Raw genomic sequence first — 17,777 nt, 5'->3', positions numbered from 1 at the left:
ATAATGTTCATTGAACAGGTGGTGAATGAAATGAAATCAATAAAAGATGCAACAAATCTTACCAGCCGCGATCTTCAGGCAATTGAGAGAAGAGAACAGCTCCTGGAGTCAGCAAAAGAATTATTTGCGTTAAAGGGGTTCCACGCGACGACAACCAGAGAGATTACAAGAAACATTGGAATGGCAGATGGATTAATCTATCATTATTTTCCGGAAGGAAAGAAGCAGATGTTAGATATTATCCTGAAGGAATTTTTAGATGACCGGTATTTATTAGTGGAAGCAGAGATTGCCGGATTAGAAGATACGCTGTCACTGAAGGAACTTCTTATTTCACTTGGGAATATATTCTTTGCATATATTGCAAAGGATAAATATGTGCTTCAAATTCTTTTAAAAGAAAAAAGTGCATTCTCAGAAGAATATACAGAGCGTTTCAGCCAGCATGTGAGTTTACTTCTGGGACAAACCATGAAGCGGGTTCAAGTTTTTGTTGACAGAAAAGAAATTCGTTCTTTTGATATCTTTATGATGGTCAATCAGTTTTGGAGTGCGATTTATTCCTACATTTTACAGGATGTATTTTTTGGTAATCATAGTTTTTATCACAGTGACCGGGAACACTATCTGATTCAGGTCGTTGAATACACACTATTAACCTGGGAACTATAGTAATATAGATTCCAGGTATTCATTATAAAATTTAATTCACTGTATGCTCAGTGAAAATATTAAGGAGGTACAGATCATGAAATTATTTTTTAAAGATCAGGCATTTTCGTTTGAATTATTAAGAGCAGCATCTTATGCCGGATACCAGGGTGCAGAGATAGGAGAATGTCTTGCAACAGCAGCAAAAATTGAAGAGGGAAACTTTGAAAGCTGGTTTCAGGAGTGGAAAAAAACAGCGGACAGAACTTATGAGACTGCAACTGACTGTTTCAATAAGCATCATAACGTGAGCGCCAGAGAAGCCTTTTTACGGGCTCATAATTATTACCGGACTGGAGAATTCTTTTTAGACGGAACGGATGAAAGACGAATGGAGAATTTTGATAAGAGTGTAGAATCCTTTGAAAAAGCGATGGATTTATTAAACAGCCATTTTGAGATTGTAAAAATTCCTTATGAAGATACGTATCTGAAGGGGTATTTTTACGGTGCGTCTGATGACAAGAAGGAAGAATTAACGAAACGCCCGGTACTGGTTATGATCGGAGGATATGATTCTACCTTGCAGGAACTTTATTTTTGCGGTGCAGCTGCTGCAATTAAAAGGGGATATCACTGTCTGATCTTTGAGATGCCTGGTCAGGGAGAAGCGCTTCGCAAGCAAAACCTCTTTATGCGTTACGATGCGGAAGTTCCGGTAAAAGCGGCTCTTGATTATCTGGAAACGAGAGAAGAAGTGGATCATGAAAAGATCGGGCTTCTGGGCATGAGCCTTGGCGGTTATTTTGCACCAAGAGCAGCAGCCTTTGACCAGAGAATTAAGGCCTGCATCGCATTTAATGTATTTTATGACACCTTTGATTCCACTTTAAATCAAAATCCACAGTTAGCAGAGGTATTAAAGCTTCCCGTGGAGAAACGAGAGCAGATGCTTGCCATGGCTGAAGAGCATAATTCCAACTTAAGATGGATGCTAAACAATGGCAAATGGGTTTTTGGTCTGAAACATCGTTACGAATTGTTTGAAGAGATGAAGAAAGCTTCATTGAAAGGAATTGCAGGAAAAATAAAATGTCCCGTATTGCTTACTATGGGTGAAACAGATCATTTTGTGTCCCAGGATCAGCTGGATTCTCTGCTTGAAGAAATAACAGCACCTAAGACCGTAAGGGTATTCACAATCGGGGAAGGCGCAGAAGAGCATTGTCAGGAAGGCAATCACGCATTATTTCATCAAGTGATGTTTGACTGGATGGATGAAGTGTTTGAGTAAAAAATATAGTCAGATCTCAGGAGGAAATGCAAATGAAAGAAATAAGAACAGAAATACGTATTCATGCATCAGCCAGTGTAGTATGGAATGTTTTAACTGATTTTCGTGCTTTTCCAGACTGGAATCCATTTATGGTATATTTAAAGGGAAAACCGGCAGTAGGAGAGAGAATAGAAGTTAAGATGGTTCCGCCCGGTTCAAAAGGGATGGTTTTTAAACCAACAGTCCTAAAATTTCAGAGAAACAAAGAATTTCGCTGGCTTGGGCACACTGGTTTTCCGGGATTATTTGATGGAGAGCATATATTAGAATTAATTGAGAATTCGGATGGCACTACCACATTTATCCAAAGAGAGAAATTCAATGGTATCTTATTGCCGATGTTAAAAAAGTCATTGGATAATGGAACAAAAGCGGGATTTGAGGCGATGAACAAAAAATTAAAACAAATTTGTGAAACAAAATAAAAAAAATATTTTATTCTATTCCTGTTTTATGGTAATATAAAACTATTAAATCATATAGGTTAATAGGAGAAAAACATTGAAGGAATACAATGAAAAACTAAAAGAGGAAATAGGGGAATTCAGAGAAGCCGGTCATAAGTTCGTGAATAAGGAAATTACGTCCGCTGAATTTAAGGGAAAATCCGGAGGCATGGGTGTTTATGCGCAAAGGGGCGGCAAAGCTTTTATGATTCGTTTGAGGATACCCTGCGGGATCTTATCATTTTCCCATTTGAAATTAATCCATAAATTTGCCGTGCAATTTGGTTTAGAGAGAATTCACCTTACAACCAGGCAGGCCATTCAGCTTCATGATCTGGATATTGATTCTGTCTGTGATATCATGGAAACCGCCATTGACCATGGTTTGTATACAAGAGGAGGAGGCGGCAATTATCCCCGTAATGTCGCATTGTCTCCCCTGTCTGGTGTGGATAAAACGGAAGCGTTTGATCCCACTCCCTATGCGCAGCAGGTGAACCGGTACGTCATGGAGCGGATTATGGAATATCATTTGCCCCGTAAACTGAAAATAGCATTTTCCAACAACGAGGCGGATACAGCTAACTGTACCATCAATGATTTGGGCTTTATGGCAGTCATGGATCAGGGAACCCCTTCTTTTAAAATGTATCTGGCAGGCGGATTAGGCAACAATCCTGCAGTGGCTTTACCATATGATGAATTGATTCCCCCAAATCAGGTTCTGTATCATGTGGAAGCTGTAACAAGAATATTTGCGGCAGAAGGAGATTATGAGAACAAGGGAAAAGCAAGACTGAGATACATCCCAAAAAGGATGGGGGAAGAAGCATTCATGGATTGTTACAAAAAGCATCTCGCCCAGGTAAAGGAATCCATGGACTTAACTATTAATGTGGAAGCAGCCGGAATATGTAAAACAGAAGTTAAGGTGCAGTCAGCAGATATCCATGCAGACAGCAGTAATCTGATCCCCCAAAAACAGGCGGGATTTTACACAGCTGTTATTCATCCCCAGTGCGGACAGCTGCCTGTGAAAGCCCTGGAAGAAATCATTTCATTTTTGATGGATAAACAGCAGGACATTCGCCTTAGTATGACGGAGAGCATGTATATCCGCAACCTGTCCAGAGAAGAAGGAGAAGACCTTCTTGCAAGAATGAGAGAGATCAATCAGGTTACAGGAATTGGTATGAGTGTGAGCTGTGTGGGAGTGCCAACCTGCCAGATAGGCGTTTTAGAGAGCCAGACATTATTAAAAGAAATAAACAGGGCACTGATGGAAAATAATATTAACACGGATTATCTGCCTTCTGTTTCCATATCAGGGTGTTTTAATTCCTGTTCCAGGCACCAGGTAAGTGAAATTGGATTTGCTGGCTGTAAAAAACGTATTTCCGATGCTCCGGCAGAGGCCTTTGAACTTCATGTAGGTGGAGCAGTGGAGAAAGATAAAACCCGTATGGGGAACTGCATGGGTGCATTAAGAAAGGAAGATATTCCGGATTTTATGGTGAAGCTCTCCCAGGTATTAGATACAAAAGGAATGTATTTTATGGATTATCTGAAAGAATACCAGAAAGAGTTTGAGGATTTGACGAAACCATTTCTGATCAGCTAAATTGTTATGGCTGGTATTCTAAGGTAGTGTTCTTTGCAATAATAAGACTCAGGATGCATAAAGTAAGGTAAGATGCAACTGCGTGCATAATTCCTGAAGGGATGTTAAAATGGGATTTCTGGTCAGACTGCTTGAAAAAGGCAGCTTAAAAAAACCGCTTCATTTTACCCTGGATAAAATTGTAGAGGAATACATACCTGCCGGAGAAGTACCTCCATATGCACAAGAGCTGAAAGGTCTCGCCTCTAAGAATAATCTTAATTTAAAGGATATTGCTGAGCTGGCTGTCTTAGTAAGAACTGAGATTGACCAACTGAAAGATGAAGTGGAAACCTTTGTGGCTGTCACGGAAAAGGCGAAACGAGTACAGGCAAATCTTAACTTATGGAATGAAATACTAAATGAGTTGACCTGGGATTACTCCTATCAGGATGAGGTGACTGACACCGATACGTTTGTCCATCTAAAAGCGGTGGAGGAGATTCCACGAATGCACCATGCCATCACTCAGCTGCTTGGGGAAAAAGAAGCCCTGCGGCTGGAATCACAGCTTGTTCTTCAGGCAGAGATTCTGCAAAGCAGCATATTTAACTTAGAGCAGACACTGCTTGCCATGATTCCTGAGATCAGGAATCTAAAAGAAAAGAAAACAAAACTGGAAGAAGAAATCAAAATCTTTCAAAGAGATGCAGAAGAGTTAAAAGAAATGGGGGAAGCTGCAGATCCGAAGCAATCCACACAATTATCGGAAAAAGGCAAGGCGCTGGTTATCAGAAAGAAGAATCTCGCAACCAGCGAAAAAGAGATAAATGCCTATATGGAGGCAGTTCAGAAAACGGCGATCCAGATATTTAATGTCTTTAAAGAGGTATCCCGGTCTGCTGCAGAAGGGGTAAGAACTGCAATTAACAGGCTGACTGGGGAAAACAGAAAGGCATTAAGGAAAGCGGAAGATATACAGGGCTTTACTGAAGGGAGAAAAAAGCTGTCCCAGCTTTATGCACTCCTTGAATTGCTTGATGACTGCATGAGGATTCATCAGAAATATGACCGGCTAAAGTCATAATCTGACATTGCCGGTCTTACTGTTCTTCCAAGGATGAAAGAAGTTTCTTCAATAACTGGTCCAACTGGGCCAGTTCTTCTTTTGTCAGCCCTTTTAACAGGGATTCTTCTGTCTGGGTATGGGATATGACCGCCCGGGATATTAATTCATAACCTGCGTTGGTCAGCTGAACATAGATCGTTCTTCTGTCTTCGCTGTCGTGAACTCTTTTAACCAACTCTTTTTTCTCCAGAGTATCAATGCGGTTTGTAATGGCTCCCGAGGTGATCATAAGTGACTGATACAGATCCGTGGGTTTTAATTTGAATTCTCCACCGGAACGACGCAGTGTTGCCAACACATCAAATTCACCGCTGTTTAACTGATAAAGGGAAAAATTCTCTGCCAATCTCCTTTCTGAATACTTGACAGTTCTTTTAAGTCTTCCCCAAACCGCCATCGGTGACGCATCAAGATCCGGAAGCTCAAGAGCCCATTGATCGATTATTTTATCAACATTATCTTTTTTCATATTTTTAGTGTAACACCTGTAATTAAAAAGTACAAGGAAATTTTAATGTAAAGTTTCTTAATTTTAAATATCTTAACATTAAAATACTTGACAATCAAGATGACAAGCGATACACTTAACATATCTTAAAGTTAAGATACTTAAACGTGAGATAAATAATAAGGAAAAGAGGATAAAAAAATGAAGCAGATGAAAGATATATTGCTTACAATGCTGACTCCCATGCTATGGGGATCCACCTATATCATTGCCTCGGTATTGATCCCCATACAGCGCCCGGTGTTTGTTGCATTTATGAGAGCATTTCCCATAGGACTGATTTTGCTTTTATATTACAGGAAACTGCCCAAGGGAATCTGGATTTTAAAATCATTGATTCTTGGTAGCTTAAACATTGGAATATTCTTTCTGTTTTTGTTTATTGCGGCTTACCGGCTGCCTGGAGGAATCGCATCGATCATAGGAAGCGTACAACCGGTATTTGTAATATTTTTCAGCTGGGTGCTTTTAAAAGAAAAACCAACCATGCGGTCTTATGCTGCAATTGTTATGATGGTGACGGGAGTCATATTACTTCTGTTTAAGCAGCAGATGGCAATTGATGTATGGGGCGTGTTAGCTGCTTTATGCGGTGCTGTGGTAATGGCCCTGGGCGTGGTGCTGACCAAGTACTGGGGAAAACCGGAAGGAATCAGCCAGATGGTGTTTACTTCCTGGCAGCTGTTTTTTGGCAGTCTGATTCTGATTCCGGCAGTGTTTATTATGGAGGGCAGCATACCCGCCCTCACTCCTGTTAATATTGCAGGACTTGCCGTACTTGGAGTGGTTAATACCGGACTTGCCTATTATTTATGGTTCCGGGGAATCGAAATACTTTCGCCTGTCCGGGTATCACTTTTAAGTCCGGTAAATCCATTAACAGCATTTGTTTTAGGCTATGTGGTGCTGGGGCAAAGCATCAGTCCTGTTCAGCTTGTTGGTGTTGCAATCATTATAGCCAGTATTTTTGTCTCACAAAAAAAGACAGCAAAAGCAGGATGATTGCCTTTTAAAATAAGTCATGTTACAATGCAGATAAAGATTGCAAAATAATGCAAATAAGATTTGTACAGGGGGTAACATGCAGACTGGAGATAAAATTTCCTTTGGGAACTACCAATGGCGGGTACTGGAACTACTGGAAGACAGGGCTTTGATTATAACCGAATATATCATAGAACGGCGTCCTTACCATAATGTTTATAAAGAGACAACATGGGCTGACTGCGCAATAAGAGCGTATTTAAATGGGGAATTTCATGACAGATTCAGTGTGGATGAACAATCAAGGATGATTCCTGTCCTAAATAGAAATCCTGATAATGAGTGGTATGGATGTGAAGGCGGAGACGATACTCAGGATACCATCTTTTTATTAAGCATGGAGGAAGCAGCGTGCCGTTATTTCGGAGACAGCAGCTTAAAGCTTTATAATCCTGGAAGAAACCAAAGGTATTGGTTTGAACGAAAAGATAAGAACAACAGTAAAAGAATTGCCAGACACGAGGGGGAAAAGGGCAGTGACTGGTGGTGGCTGCGTTCTCCAGGCCGTGTTGGTGTTAAGGCAGTATATATCCATGGTGATGGTAATATAGGGATTCAGGGCAACAATATATTAATTGGAAATTTAAGCGATGGCGAATGCAGAGGCGGCGTTCGCCCCGCTTTATGGCTAAAGCTGTAAGACTGCGAAAAAGCTGTAGACTAATAAAAAACCGGCACAGGCCGGTTTTTTTGTACCAAAAAGGATGAAAGGATATGTGATACTTTATCAAAGATATTCATAGTATTTTATGAACATGCATTTTGGAAGGAATCAGGTGGAACATTGGCTGAAAACAGTGATGTTTTAAAAGATGGATTATGGGATGAGAATTCAGTTTACGATTATGTGGTTAATACAATGAAAGCCTATGCAGATGCCATGGTGCCCCATTCACCGGATCTGGCGGAGCTATATGGAAGGATTCAGTTTTACGGAGCTGTGGAATCTTATACGGCGGAGTATTTAATCATGTCTCTTGACAGCTATCCTACGCCGTTTGCAGTCGCCGCAGCGGAACTATTAAATATGGCAGCAAAACAGTATCTCATGGAAAGGGGAGAGGACCCGGATGTGCCAAAAGATTCAGGAGGGCTTTATTTCTCTAAATTATCTCAGGAAGACAGGCTGAAAGTTGTTGACCGGATCACCAGCCCTGGTGGCATCATTTATATACCTGCAGGCCTTACCATGAAACAGGAAGACATCGTTCCAGTTATGTCGGCATTAAACCGGCTTACCATGATGGGATATTATTCTGAGTGGTCCGGATACGGATCCACAAGATTTATGCCTCCAGATAAACGCATGCTGGAATATCGGCCAATCGGCTGGGAACAGGTGGGATATCCGGGACCCTCTAAAGGATACCGGATAGCAGGAGCATTTAATTTTGCACAGAAAAAGTGAGGAATCAATATTGACTGGAGGTGCGTATGGATAACGGATTTGATGCAGATGTAATTGTGATAGGTGCAGGTGGCGGAGGAGCGGTTGCAGCCAAAGAACTGGGGGAAAAGGGCTTAAAAGTGCTGGTTCTTGAGGCCGGACCCTGGTATGGCAACCGGAAGTGGCCGGAGCCCAACACCAGTGCAGGAGCCCAGGAAAGTTCAAGCAACGATGACCTGGATATTCAGCTGCTTAAAACCAACTTTACTGATTTAGAGGATGACATGAATGATGCCATTACAGGAAAATTCAGATGGGGACCAGCGGACAGAAGTTTAAGTCCGTGGCGCAGAATCATTGAGAAGGGCGGTTTCGTCTGGCAGAGTGCAGGAGTGGGAGGAACCACACTGTTGTATTTTGCCAACTGTCCCCGTGCATACCCTGCTGCATTTGAACGTGACTGGCCAATCAGTTATGAGGAAATGATTCCTTATTATGAAGAGGTGGAGCAGACTCTTCCGGTCCGTGAAGCCACAGCAACGTCAAAAGAAGATCTTTTTCTCTATGGCGCCAGAAAGATGGGATTTACATACACCAATGAAATAAATTTAACCCAACCCGGATTTCGCCTTCAGCCTAACGGAATTCTTGGCATTAATCCCATGTTAAATAATCCGGATTTTGATCTGGAAAACAATCAGGCGGTGGGCTGTACTCTCCGCGGCCACTGTGTAAACGGCTGCTGCATTGGTCCCAACGTGGGAAGTGTGGCAAAGCGTTCCACTCTGGTGAGCTATATCCCCTATGCGTTAGCGACGGGAAATGTAGACATTATGCCAAATTCATTTGTGACTGCTATTCACACCGGCCAAAATGAGGAAGAAGGCTTGTTTGCCAACAGCGTAACGGTTAGAAACACATGGACTGGAGAAATCAGGGAGTTTAAAGCTAAAGTGATTGTTTTGTCTGCCGGTTCCATCGAATCCCCCAGACTCTGGTTAAATTCCGGTCTTCCTGAAAATGAATGGGTGGGAAAAGGATTGACCACTCATATGATTGACTGTGTATCCGGAATTTTTGAAGAAGAGGATTTAATGAATATTCTGGGGATGTCTGAAGTAAAGCCTTATGTAGGACAGAATTCGGCTGCCAGAATGGATTATCCCGGACTTGGAGCTTTTGAACCCTTTGGAACCAGTCCCGGCATCAATTCCACCATGATATACGGAACAAGCCAGAAGGGGTACTATTTCCAGAATCAGACCAGGGAAGAAGAACCCTGGGACAGAGAAGGCATTGTTGCAGGAGATCTTCTAAAAGAATTTATGCGAGATTATAACAAGACTCTCAGTATCGTAGTGTTTTCCGACGACGATGTAAGTCAGAAAAACGGGGTGACTTTGGATCCGGAACGCAGGGATGAAAATGGCTATATCCCGGTGATCAGCTATGAGATCAGTGATGCTGACAGAGAGAGAAGAGATCAGCTTGTGGGACTTGCGGCGGAACTGTTAAAGAAAGCAGGAGCCAAGACCGTCAGCCGGGCTAACTGGCCGCCAGATGTGTGCGCTCATATTATGAGCACTATGAGGATTGGATTTGTTACAGACACGAATTGCGAAGCATTCCAGGTAAAGAGGCTGTTTATAGCAGATAACAGTGTTCTATGCAATGGACTGGGCGGTCCCAATCCCACCCTTACCACCCAGGCTCTGGCTGTAAGGACTGCAGAAAAAATTGCGGAGAAATATTTTCCATCAGCAAAGAAAGCCTGACAGAACCATAAAAATGCGCCTTAGACCAAGGCGCATTTTTATGGCTTTACTCAGCTTCCTGCATACATAAGATAGATAAAATGATTTGCCTCCCTCAGAAGGTGATCGGTATAAAGTGCAAGCATGATTGCCTGAATTTTGCAGGTAATCAGTCCGTTGGTGGTATCTGACTTAAAATCACTGATTGCAATGGCATCGGAAAGAATTTCCCGGTCAGAAGGGAATGTATCCGGATTCATTTCGGCTGTGCTGAGCTGATCAAAGGTATTGGCAAACTGGTTGGCAGCATTAAAATATGTAGTTTCCGTAGGATCTAACTGTCCGCGCATTACCTTTGCATGATCAGCCATATTGTGTGACCAGAAAGATTTATAATCAGACAGGAGTGAATCATCCCGGCTTTGAAGCCGTTTCAGAATTTCAAGGTATCGTTTGGCTTCCATAAGAATATGTAAGATGTCGGCTGTATACATCATGGTGAAAAGACCGCAGGATACACGTTTGTTTAAGAGATCTGCCTGAAACTGGACGAAGGAAGTGGTCAGGTTTAAAAGATTCTGGTTCAGCATGAATACATCCTGTTCATTTTTGTTGGTTGCGGTATAGTCAGTGGTGCAGGGTACAATGTCGTAAGCCATGCGGGTCAGCTGGGAATTGATTGTGATTCCGGTGTTAAGCTGTGCAAGTCTCTCTGCTTCTTCCGTATACTGGGTATAAAACTGGCCGGATTCAAGAACACTTAAGGGGATGACTCCGTTTGACAGCTTAATGGCGACTTCTAACAGCTGGTCGTATTGCTGTTTGTATGTATCTGCCTGATCTGCATATTCTTTTCCAGGCGGGGGCATAGTAGCTTCAATAAATATGGCATGCTCTTTTAAGATGCGGATCCAGAAAAGATGGTACTGGAGTGAGCATTGTATATAGGATTCTTTCGAGGTCATAAGGGTTGCTCCATTATTTTTAAATTACTGCATTCTATGCTAATTGGATAAGAACTATTCGTCCATAAGAATTCCTCATATTGTGAGACGCAAAAAAAAATGCTATAATTGCTCATAGCAAAAAGGAGGTGGCGTTTTGGACAGGCAGACATTTTCCCGCAGAAAGCCCGGAATGGTTGAGGAAGAAAAGTACAGGAAGTATGCGGTTTTAATACCCGTTCTGACAATTGATGGAGCAAAGTATCTTTTGTTTGAAAAACGCTCCAGTAACTTAAAGCATCAGCCCGGGGAGATTTGCTTTCCAGGAGGGAAGCTGGAGCCGGGGGAGACACTGAAACAATGTGCAGTCAGGGAAACCATGGAGGAGTTAAACGTCACTTCCAGGCAGATTAAGGTGCTTGGACCTGGAGATATCTATATTTCTCCTTTCCGGCTGATTATTCACTCCTTTATCGGTGAACTAAAAGATTATAATGATACCTTCAGCACCGATGAAGTGGAAGAAATCATAAAGGTACCTCTTGATTATTTAAAAAGCATGACACCAGAAACATACGAAAGCATGCTGATTACGGAACCTCCTGAAGATTTTCCCTATGAATGGATACCAGGAGGCAATCAGTATTCCTGGACGAAAGGAACCAGGGATATTTTGTTTTACCGGTATGAAAACTGGGTGATCTGGGGGATGACGGCGCAGATTCTTCAGTCCTGTCTGGAACTGATGAAGCAATATCATTTATTTGATTCTATGAAGGAAGAAAGGTGATACCATGAAAAAAGAGATCTATTTAGCAGGCGGCTGTTTTTGGGGAACAGAAAAATATTTGGAGAATATTCCTGGAATTTTAAGTACAGAAGTGGGTTACGCCAACGGAACAACGAAAAATCCCACTTACGAGGAGGTATGTCATAACAATACCGGTCATGCAGAAACCGTTAAAGTGGAATACGAGGATACTGTGATCGGACTTCCCTATATTCTTAAGCTTTATTACGATGTCATCAATCCAGTCAGTGTAAACCGTCAGGGCGGCGATACCGGTACACAGTACAGAACCGGCATTTATTATACCGACGAAGGAGATAAGCCGGTAATTGAACAATCGGTGGAAGAGCTTCAAAAGAATTACAAAGAGAAGATTGCAATCCAGCGGCTGCCTCTTACCAACTATTACAGAGCGGAAGAGTACCACCAGAAGTATCTGGATAAGAATCCCCAGGGCTATTGCCATATATCCGGGGATAAATTTGAAAAGGCTAAGCAGGCAGTGGATAAAAGCAAAAAATTTCCGCCAAAATCCCAGGATGAACTTAAAAATGAACTTACTGCAATCCAGTATCAGGTGACCCAGAACAATGGAACAGAAGCTCCTTTTCAGAATGAATACTTTGATGAATTCAGAGAGGGAATCTATGTGGATGTGACAACCGGAGAGCCTCTTTTCCTATCCTGTGATAAATTTGAATCCGGCTGCGGCTGGCCAAGCTTTTCCAGACCGTTGACCCAGGATCTGCTGCGGGAGCTTGATGATAATACTCTTGGCAGACACCGCACAGAAGTGCGAAGCACATTAGGCGATGCTCATCTTGGTCATGTTTTCACAGATGGTCCTCAGGAGATGGGTGGACTGCGCTATTGCATCAACAGTGCAGCTTTAAGATTTATACCCAAAGAGCAGATGAAAACGGAAGGGTACGAAGCATATCTGCCATTACTCCTTGCAGATACAGGCAAACAGGATTGATAATTTCCGGCATGGTGAATATAATAGTAAAAAATACCAGGTGAAGTGAATGTTTCGTGAGAATAACGGCAGCAGGATTCACTCTTGTAATGATGTCGATCCTGCTCCCAAACGTTATTTAAACCCTGCTGATATTTATATTGTAAAAGGGTATGGGATAGAAGTGTTTTTAGAAAATCTCAATTCACCAGCAGGCATTGTTTTTGATGAGGAAGGAAGTCTTTATATAGCTGACTCCGGTCTGTCTACAGGCAATCCCCAGGTTTTGAAACTGGTCAATGGGGAGCTTGAACTGATAGCGGAAGATTTTGTCACTCCTATTTCGGGAATTAATTATTTAAATGGCGTTCTTTATGTATCCCACAGAGGTTTCGTCACCAGAATATTTCGGGATGGGAGAAGACAGAATATTATTATGGGTCTGCCAAGCAACGGTGATCATTACAACGGCCCGGTTGCTTTTTCACCGGACTATAAGATCTATTTTGGGCAGGGAACCGTTACCAACAGCGGTGTTGTCGGAAATGATAACGAGTGGGTACCGGTTTCTCCATTGCTATGTGATTACACTGGAGATTATGTCATACTGACTGGTGAGAATTTTACAACAGATAATATTCTTACGGAAGCAGTTACCGATGATCCTGCTTATACTGGTGCCTTTTCTCCCTATGGGATTCCTAATATTGAGTTTGAAATAAGAAAAAGATATACCAAAGCGTCAGGGAGTATCTTACGGGCCAACCTTGACGGTTCTAATTTGGAGCAGGTAGCCTGGGGATTTCGTAATCCCACATTTCTAAAGTTTAATAACAGCGGTCAGTTGTATGCTGTAAACAACGGGTTTAATCCGGTAGGAAGCAGACCCATAGAGAATGCAACCGATGATTTCTATTACATAACCCCGGGTCTCTGGTATGGCTGGCCTGATTATTCAGGAGGAGAACCGGTAAATTCTCCTAGATTCACACCTACAGGCGGTTATCAGCCTACTTTGCTGTTAAAAAATCAGCCAAACATTCCTCCAAGACCCTATGTCACCTTTCCGCCCAATTCCACCCTGATGAGTTTTGATTTTAATTATAATCAGAAATTCGGAGAATACGGAGATGTTTATGTGGCAGAGTATGGCAGTACCATTAAGACGGCAGTTGGTGACGGTTTATCCTATGCCGGTGCCGGTCACCGGATATCCAAAATTGATTTGAGAGCAAGAACCATCAGTACATTTGCCATTAATATGAGTGGATTTCCTGCGTCCCTTTCCAAGGGAGGCGGACTAGAGCGGCCAAGTCATCTGATATTTGGCCCCAATGAATCCATGTATATCGTTGATATGGGTTTAAATATCGAAGGAGACCCCAATATCTTTGTTCCCGGAACAGGAGTGATCTGGAGAATCTTTCGTACCAATGATGAATGACTCATATAAGGAGAAGGACAAAATATGCTAGAAGAGATACTGGAATATAACAAAGAATTTGTTAAGAATAAAAACTATGAAAAATTCATCACCAATAAATATCCGGAAAAGAAAACGGCTATCGTGTCCTGTATGGATACAAGGCTGACAGAGCTGCTTCCGGCTGCACTGGGTTTTAAAAATGGAGACGCAAAGATCATTAAAAACGCAGGAGGGGTTATTTCCCATCCCTTTGGAAGTGTGATGAGAAGCCTTCTAATTGGGATCTATGAGCTGGATGTCAGGGAAATCCTGGTAATAGGCCACACGGACTGCGGAGCCAGATATACAGACAGCAGCAAGTTGATCGAGCTGATGAAGGAACGGGGAATCAGGCAGAAGGATATCGATTTAATTAAGTATTATGGAATTGATTTTGAATCCTGGCTGGGTGGATTTAAAGACTTGGACCAATCCATCAAAAAATCAGTGGAACTGATCCGAAACCATCCATTGGTTCCGGAAGAGATCCGGGTCTATGGACTTGTGATTGATTCTGTCACAGGTGAGCTAAGTAACGTTGAGGAGAGAGGCCTATGAAGCTTGGAATTGTCGGTTCAGGAATCATTGTAAAAGATTTTTTATCCATTGCCCATCATCTGAAGCATACCACAATTTTATCTCTTTGCAGCACAAAAAGGAGCGAAGAGGATGCCAGAGCCCTTGCAAAGGAATATTTGATCGGGCAGATTTTTACTGATTTTGAAGATTTTTTAAAGAGCGAAGCGGATACGGTATATCTGGGTTTACCCAATCATCTTCATTTTTCCTATGCATACCAGGCTTTGCTGGCAGGAAAGAATGTAATTGTGGAAAAACCATTTACTCCTACCATAGAGCAGGCCACGGTTTTAAGCCGGACAGCCAGAGAGAACCACTTATTTCTGTTTGAGGCTGTAACCACTTTATACCAGCCGGATTACAGGAGAGTAAAGGAGCTGATTCCCTCTCTTGGAAGCATAAAACTGGTTCGGTGCAGCTATTCTCAATATTCCAGGCGGTATGACCGTTTTAAAAATGGGGAAGTGCTTCCTGCCTTTGATCCCGGGTGCGCCGGAGGTGCCCTGATGGATATTAATATTTATAACCTCCATTATGCTGCCGGTCTTTTTGGAACGCCTGAATCAGTTCATTATTTTGCAAATATGGAAAGGGGAATTGATACCTCCGGAGTTCTTTTACTGGATTACGGAAGTTTTCTTTGCACCCTGACCGGAGCCAAGGACTGCAGTGCACCTGATTCCTGCATTATTCAGGGGGACAAAGGTTATCTGATCCAGGACAGTCCGGCGAATATCTGTGAGGGGGGCCGTGTGATTTTAAATGACGGATCGGAAGAAACAGTAGGGAGCCATTCCTGCAGTCATCGTATGATCAGCGAGTTCCTGGAGTTTGAAAATATGATTCTTACCGGTGATCTTACCAACTGTTACCGCTATCTGGATCACACTCTTTGCGTATGCGAAATTCTGACTCAGGCAAGGAGAATGGCCGGAATTGTATTTCCGGCAGATGGACAAGAAGTGCAGTAATTATGAGTATAAAAAACGCGTCCTGCCAGGCTTTGTTACCTGGTGAAGACGCGTTTATTTATTTTATATTCCCCAATTTATGCTGTTTTTGATTTGTGAAGGCTTCTATAGACGAATGTAAGTCCAAGTCCGGCTAAAGAGATGACCATGGCTGTCAGGAATGCATTTTTATAGCTTCCGGTAGCAGCAAAGATCTTGTTTAAAATAATTGGTCCTACGGTACCAGCCAGAGCGAATCCGATAAACATGATTCCGTAATTGACACTGTTGTTTTTCGGTCCGAACTGATCTGCAGTAAAGCCTGGGAAAACACCCATGAAAGCACCGAAGCAGATTCCAATAACAGAGATGGCAATATAGAATAAAACCACATCTCCCTTGTTACAGAAGTAAAGCATGATCAGACCGATGACAGACATTACACAGGCAAGTGCCAGAGTGTTGATCCGTCCGATTTTGTCGGAGATAGATCCTGCCAGGATTCTGCCGAGTACGTTAAATAAGGCCAGGGTAGAAACGGCAGCAGTTGCTGAAACAACAGACATTCCCACGATGTTCTGAGCCAGAGGGGAAGCCATTGGAATAAACATCAGGGCAGCAAATGCACCGCAGGTAAGCAGTACAATCATGACGTAGAAAACTGGTGTCTGTAACATTTCTTTCCAGTTTTTATTAATGGCAGCCTGTTTGCCGGCAGAAGGAGGTGTATATCCTTCCGGAACGAAATCGGCAGGGCATTTTTCCATAAAGAAAGCGCCCAGACAGATAATCACTGTAAAAACAGCACCAATAATTTTAAATGCAGAAGTAACACCTGTTGTTGATATAATCATGGCAGCAATGGGTGGAATAATAACAGAACTGATTCCAAACGTCGCTGTGGTAAGCCCTCCTACAAGACCTCTCTTGTCCGGGAAGAACTTAATGGATGTACTGATGGTGGCACCGTAAACCATTCCAAGGCCTAAGCCCAGTAAGAGGCTGTAAGTTCCGATTAAAAAGTTTACGCTGTTGGCATAACCGGACAGGAACATACCGCCGCCAAACATAATACCTCCGATTAAAACTGCTAATTTCGGGCCCAGAGTGTCGTTGATGGTACCTCCGGTAATCATGGTAATAGGACCTACTGCATTGGCAATTACGAATACAATGGATAAATCTCTGGCAGTCAGTTTCATCCCCGTGATCTGACTTAGATGCTCTGCCATTGGTACTGAAAGAACGCTCCATGCATATAAGGAACCGATGCATAGGTTAATGAGACAGCTTGCGATTAGAATCAACCATCTTTTCTTATTGTAGTTCATGCTACTCCTCCTAATTGTTATTATTATAACAATGTTTATATCATGACTAATGAAACATGTCAATATAAACATGTATATAATTTTTTAATATTTTATACAATACTGTTATATTGACATATTTACCATATTTGCTATAGTTATAACAAGAAATTAAGAAAATCGGGGAAAAAGAAATGAGAAGTTTGAAATATGCCATATTAGGGTTATTATGCCGCCACCCTATGACCGGTTATGAAATAGCAAAAGAATTTAATAGTGAGCTGGCAGAATTCTGGTATGCCAATCATAGCCAGATTTATCCGGAGCTTAAAAAGTTAAATGATGAGGGACTTGTCAGCTATGACATTGAAATAAGCGGAGAAATCCTGGAAGCGAAACGTTATACCATAACGGAAGATGGTTTTGAGGATTTTACAAAGTGGCTCAATAAAGATGAAAAGATCCAAAAGACTCCCAAAGATATATTCCGCCTCCGGATGTATTTCTCAGGTAATATGAATATAGAAACAAGAGTCCGTCTTTTGGAGAATCAGCGAACCCAGCATGTGAAACGATTAAATACATTAAAAAAGAAAAATGAACCCTACACCGAAGTTCCGCCTCGTGATTCAGACAGGTTCGGGGATTTTCTTGTGCTTCAGGGTGCAATCATGCGACAGGAGAATATTATAGCCTGGATTGATAAATGTATCAGTTATTGCAAATAGTATTGACAACTTAATTCTGTTGTGTTATAGTTTCGGAAATAGTGAAAAGGCAATGAAGAGGAATAGTACGTATACGGAGAATTTCAGAGAGAAGGTGGCTGGTGTGAACCTTTATTGAAGTATATGGAAGCAGTCTCGGAGCTTTGAACCCAACGGGAAGATTCCCTAGTAGGCTTCAACGGAATTCCCACGTTACAG

Annotated in this window: 18 protein-coding genes and 1 other annotated feature (1 of these 19 only partly in view); of the genes, 15 read left to right on the top strand and 3 right to left on the bottom strand. The window is 42.1% G+C overall.

The features are described from left to right. The first annotated feature begins 30 nt into the window (after positions 1-30). From BXY41_RS20215 to BXY41_RS20195, 5 genes are all read left to right on the top strand, one after another. A complete protein-coding gene (locus BXY41_RS20215) occupies positions 31-672 on the top strand; it encodes a TetR/AcrR family transcriptional regulator (protein ID WP_104438683.1) in 642 nt (213 codons plus the stop codon). A gap of 76 nt (positions 673-748) precedes the next feature. Next, on the top strand, positions 749-1,945 hold the full coding sequence (locus BXY41_RS20210; protein ID WP_104438682.1) for an alpha/beta hydrolase family protein: 1,197 nt from the start codon (positions 749-751) through the stop codon (positions 1,943-1,945). Between the two features lie 32 nt (positions 1,946-1,977). After that, a complete protein-coding gene (locus BXY41_RS20205; protein WP_104438681.1) occupies positions 1,978-2,412 on the top strand; it encodes an SRPBCC domain-containing protein in 435 nt (144 codons plus the stop codon). A gap of 76 nt (positions 2,413-2,488) precedes the next feature. After that, complete coding sequence (locus BXY41_RS20200; protein ID WP_104438680.1) at positions 2,489-4,054, top strand: nitrite/sulfite reductase; 1,566 nt, start codon at positions 2,489-2,491, stop codon at positions 4,052-4,054. Positions 4,055-4,163: 109 nt separating this feature from the next. Beyond that, a complete protein-coding gene (locus BXY41_RS20195) occupies positions 4,164-5,120 on the top strand; it encodes a hypothetical protein (protein ID WP_104438679.1) in 957 nt (318 codons plus the stop codon). 16 nt (positions 5,121-5,136) lie between these two features. Here the strand turns inward: BXY41_RS20195 and BXY41_RS20190 are convergent, their stop codons facing one another. Then, entirely contained in the window at positions 5,137-5,631 is a 495-nt protein-coding gene (locus BXY41_RS20190) for a MarR family winged helix-turn-helix transcriptional regulator (protein ID WP_104438678.1), read from the bottom strand. 180 nt (positions 5,632-5,811) lie between these two features. Here BXY41_RS20190 and BXY41_RS20185 point away from each other — a divergent pair, with 180 nt between their 5' ends. From BXY41_RS20185 to BXY41_RS20170, 4 genes are all read left to right on the top strand, one after another. Further along, positions 5,812-6,672: an EamA family transporter gene (locus tag BXY41_RS20185; RefSeq protein ID WP_104438677.1), complete on the top strand. Its 861-nt coding sequence runs from the start codon at positions 5,812-5,814 to the stop codon at positions 6,670-6,672. 79 nt (positions 6,673-6,751) lie between these two features. Continuing rightward, entirely contained in the window at positions 6,752-7,354 is a 603-nt protein-coding gene (locus BXY41_RS20180; RefSeq protein ID WP_104438676.1) for a DUF6273 domain-containing protein, read from the top strand. Between the two features lie 144 nt (positions 7,355-7,498). Further along, positions 7,499-8,122: a gluconate 2-dehydrogenase subunit 3 family protein gene (locus tag BXY41_RS20175; protein WP_104438675.1), complete on the top strand. Its 624-nt coding sequence runs from the start codon at positions 7,499-7,501 to the stop codon at positions 8,120-8,122. Positions 8,123-8,148: 26 nt separating this feature from the next. Then, positions 8,149-9,876, top strand: a complete 1,728-nt coding sequence (locus tag BXY41_RS20170; RefSeq protein WP_104438674.1) for a GMC family oxidoreductase N-terminal domain-containing protein — start codon at positions 8,149-8,151, stop codon at positions 9,874-9,876. Positions 9,877-9,926: 50 nt separating this feature from the next. On the opposite strand, the gene BXY41_RS20165 is transcribed toward BXY41_RS20170, so the two are convergent. Continuing rightward, positions 9,927-10,820, bottom strand: a complete 894-nt coding sequence (locus BXY41_RS20165) for a DUF2935 domain-containing protein (RefSeq protein ID WP_104438673.1) — start codon at positions 10,818-10,820, stop codon at positions 9,927-9,929. 136 nt (positions 10,821-10,956) lie between these two features. Here BXY41_RS20165 and BXY41_RS20160 point away from each other — a divergent pair, with 136 nt between their 5' ends. From BXY41_RS20160 to BXY41_RS20140, 5 genes are read left to right on the top strand one after another with little or no spacing between them, the layout of a single operon-like run. Continuing rightward, on the top strand, positions 10,957-11,589 hold the full coding sequence (locus BXY41_RS20160) for an NUDIX hydrolase (protein WP_104438672.1): 633 nt from the start codon (positions 10,957-10,959) through the stop codon (positions 11,587-11,589). Positions 11,590-11,593: 4 nt separating this feature from the next. After that, positions 11,594-12,568, top strand: coding sequence for a peptide-methionine (R)-S-oxide reductase MsrB (msrB, locus tag BXY41_RS20155; RefSeq protein WP_104438671.1), 975 nt, complete (start codon positions 11,594-11,596; stop codon positions 12,566-12,568). A 49-nt stretch (positions 12,569-12,617) separates the two neighbouring features. After that, complete coding sequence (locus tag BXY41_RS20150; protein WP_207657085.1) at positions 12,618-13,991, top strand: PQQ-dependent sugar dehydrogenase; 1,374 nt, start codon at positions 12,618-12,620, stop codon at positions 13,989-13,991. A gap of 24 nt (positions 13,992-14,015) precedes the next feature. Next, complete coding sequence (locus tag BXY41_RS20145) at positions 14,016-14,570, top strand: beta-class carbonic anhydrase (protein WP_104438670.1); 555 nt, start codon at positions 14,016-14,018, stop codon at positions 14,568-14,570. Next, positions 14,567-15,562 carry a Gfo/Idh/MocA family protein gene (locus tag BXY41_RS20140; RefSeq protein WP_104438669.1) on the top strand — a complete coding sequence of 332 codons (996 nt, stop codon included), beginning with the start codon at positions 14,567-14,569 and terminating at the stop codon, positions 15,560-15,562. The genes BXY41_RS20145 and BXY41_RS20140 overlap by 4 nt, the downstream gene beginning before the upstream one ends. A 77-nt stretch (positions 15,563-15,639) precedes the next feature. Here BXY41_RS20140 and BXY41_RS20135 read toward each other — a convergent pair whose 3' ends face one another. Continuing rightward, entirely contained in the window at positions 15,640-16,872 is a 1,233-nt protein-coding gene (locus BXY41_RS20135) for an L-lactate MFS transporter (RefSeq protein WP_104438668.1), read from the bottom strand. Positions 16,873-17,045: 173 nt separating this feature from the next. Between BXY41_RS20135 and BXY41_RS20130 the strand changes: the two genes are divergently transcribed. After that, positions 17,046-17,579: a PadR family transcriptional regulator gene (locus BXY41_RS20130; protein WP_104438667.1), complete on the top strand. Its 534-nt coding sequence runs from the start codon at positions 17,046-17,048 to the stop codon at positions 17,577-17,579. Positions 17,580-17,622: 43 nt separating this feature from the next. Next, positions 17,623-17,777: a binding site (T-box leader), on the top strand (it continues 83 nt past the right edge of the window).

This window comes from Lacrimispora xylanisolvens (assembly GCF_002934545.1).
Taxonomy (GTDB): Bacteria; Bacillota; Clostridia; order Lachnospirales; family Lachnospiraceae; genus Lacrimispora; species Lacrimispora xylanisolvens.
This window is presented reverse-complemented; position numbering and strand designations above follow the sequence as displayed.

Excerpts from the sequence above, each read along its gene's own strand:
- BXY41_RS20185 (WP_104438677.1), top strand. The coding sequence starts at position 5,812 with ATGAAGCAGATGAAAGATATATTGCTTACAATGCTGACTCCCATGCTA.
- BXY41_RS20180 (WP_104438676.1), top strand. The coding sequence starts at position 6,752 with ATGCAGACTGGAGATAAAATTTCCTTTGGGAACTACCAATGGCGGGTA.
- BXY41_RS20215 (WP_104438683.1), top strand. The coding sequence starts at position 31 with ATGAAATCAATAAAAGATGCAACAAATCTTACCAGCCGCGATCTTCAG.
- BXY41_RS20135 (WP_104438668.1), bottom strand. The coding sequence starts at position 16,872 with ATGAACTACAATAAGAAAAGATGGTTGATTCTAATCGCAAGCTGTCTC.
- BXY41_RS20165 (WP_104438673.1), bottom strand. The coding sequence starts at position 10,820 with ATGACCTCGAAAGAATCCTATATACAATGCTCACTCCAGTACCATCTT.
- BXY41_RS20205 (WP_104438681.1), top strand. The coding sequence starts at position 1,978 with ATGAAAGAAATAAGAACAGAAATACGTATTCATGCATCAGCCAGTGTA.
- BXY41_RS20195 (WP_104438679.1), top strand. The coding sequence starts at position 4,164 with ATGGGATTTCTGGTCAGACTGCTTGAAAAAGGCAGCTTAAAAAAACCG.
- BXY41_RS20140 (WP_104438669.1), top strand. The coding sequence starts at position 14,567 with ATGAAGCTTGGAATTGTCGGTTCAGGAATCATTGTAAAAGATTTTTTA.
- BXY41_RS20145 (WP_104438670.1), top strand. The coding sequence starts at position 14,016 with ATGCTAGAAGAGATACTGGAATATAACAAAGAATTTGTTAAGAATAAA.
- BXY41_RS20150 (WP_207657085.1), top strand. The coding sequence starts at position 12,618 with ATGTTTCGTGAGAATAACGGCAGCAGGATTCACTCTTGTAATGATGTC.
- BXY41_RS20170 (WP_104438674.1), top strand. The coding sequence starts at position 8,149 with ATGGATAACGGATTTGATGCAGATGTAATTGTGATAGGTGCAGGTGGC.
- BXY41_RS20190 (WP_104438678.1), bottom strand. The coding sequence starts at position 5,631 with ATGAAAAAAGATAATGTTGATAAAATAATCGATCAATGGGCTCTTGAG.
- msrB (WP_104438671.1), top strand. The coding sequence starts at position 11,594 with ATGAAAAAAGAGATCTATTTAGCAGGCGGCTGTTTTTGGGGAACAGAA.
- BXY41_RS20130 (WP_104438667.1), top strand. The coding sequence starts at position 17,046 with ATGAGAAGTTTGAAATATGCCATATTAGGGTTATTATGCCGCCACCCT.
- BXY41_RS20210 (WP_104438682.1), top strand. The coding sequence starts at position 749 with ATGAAATTATTTTTTAAAGATCAGGCATTTTCGTTTGAATTATTAAGA.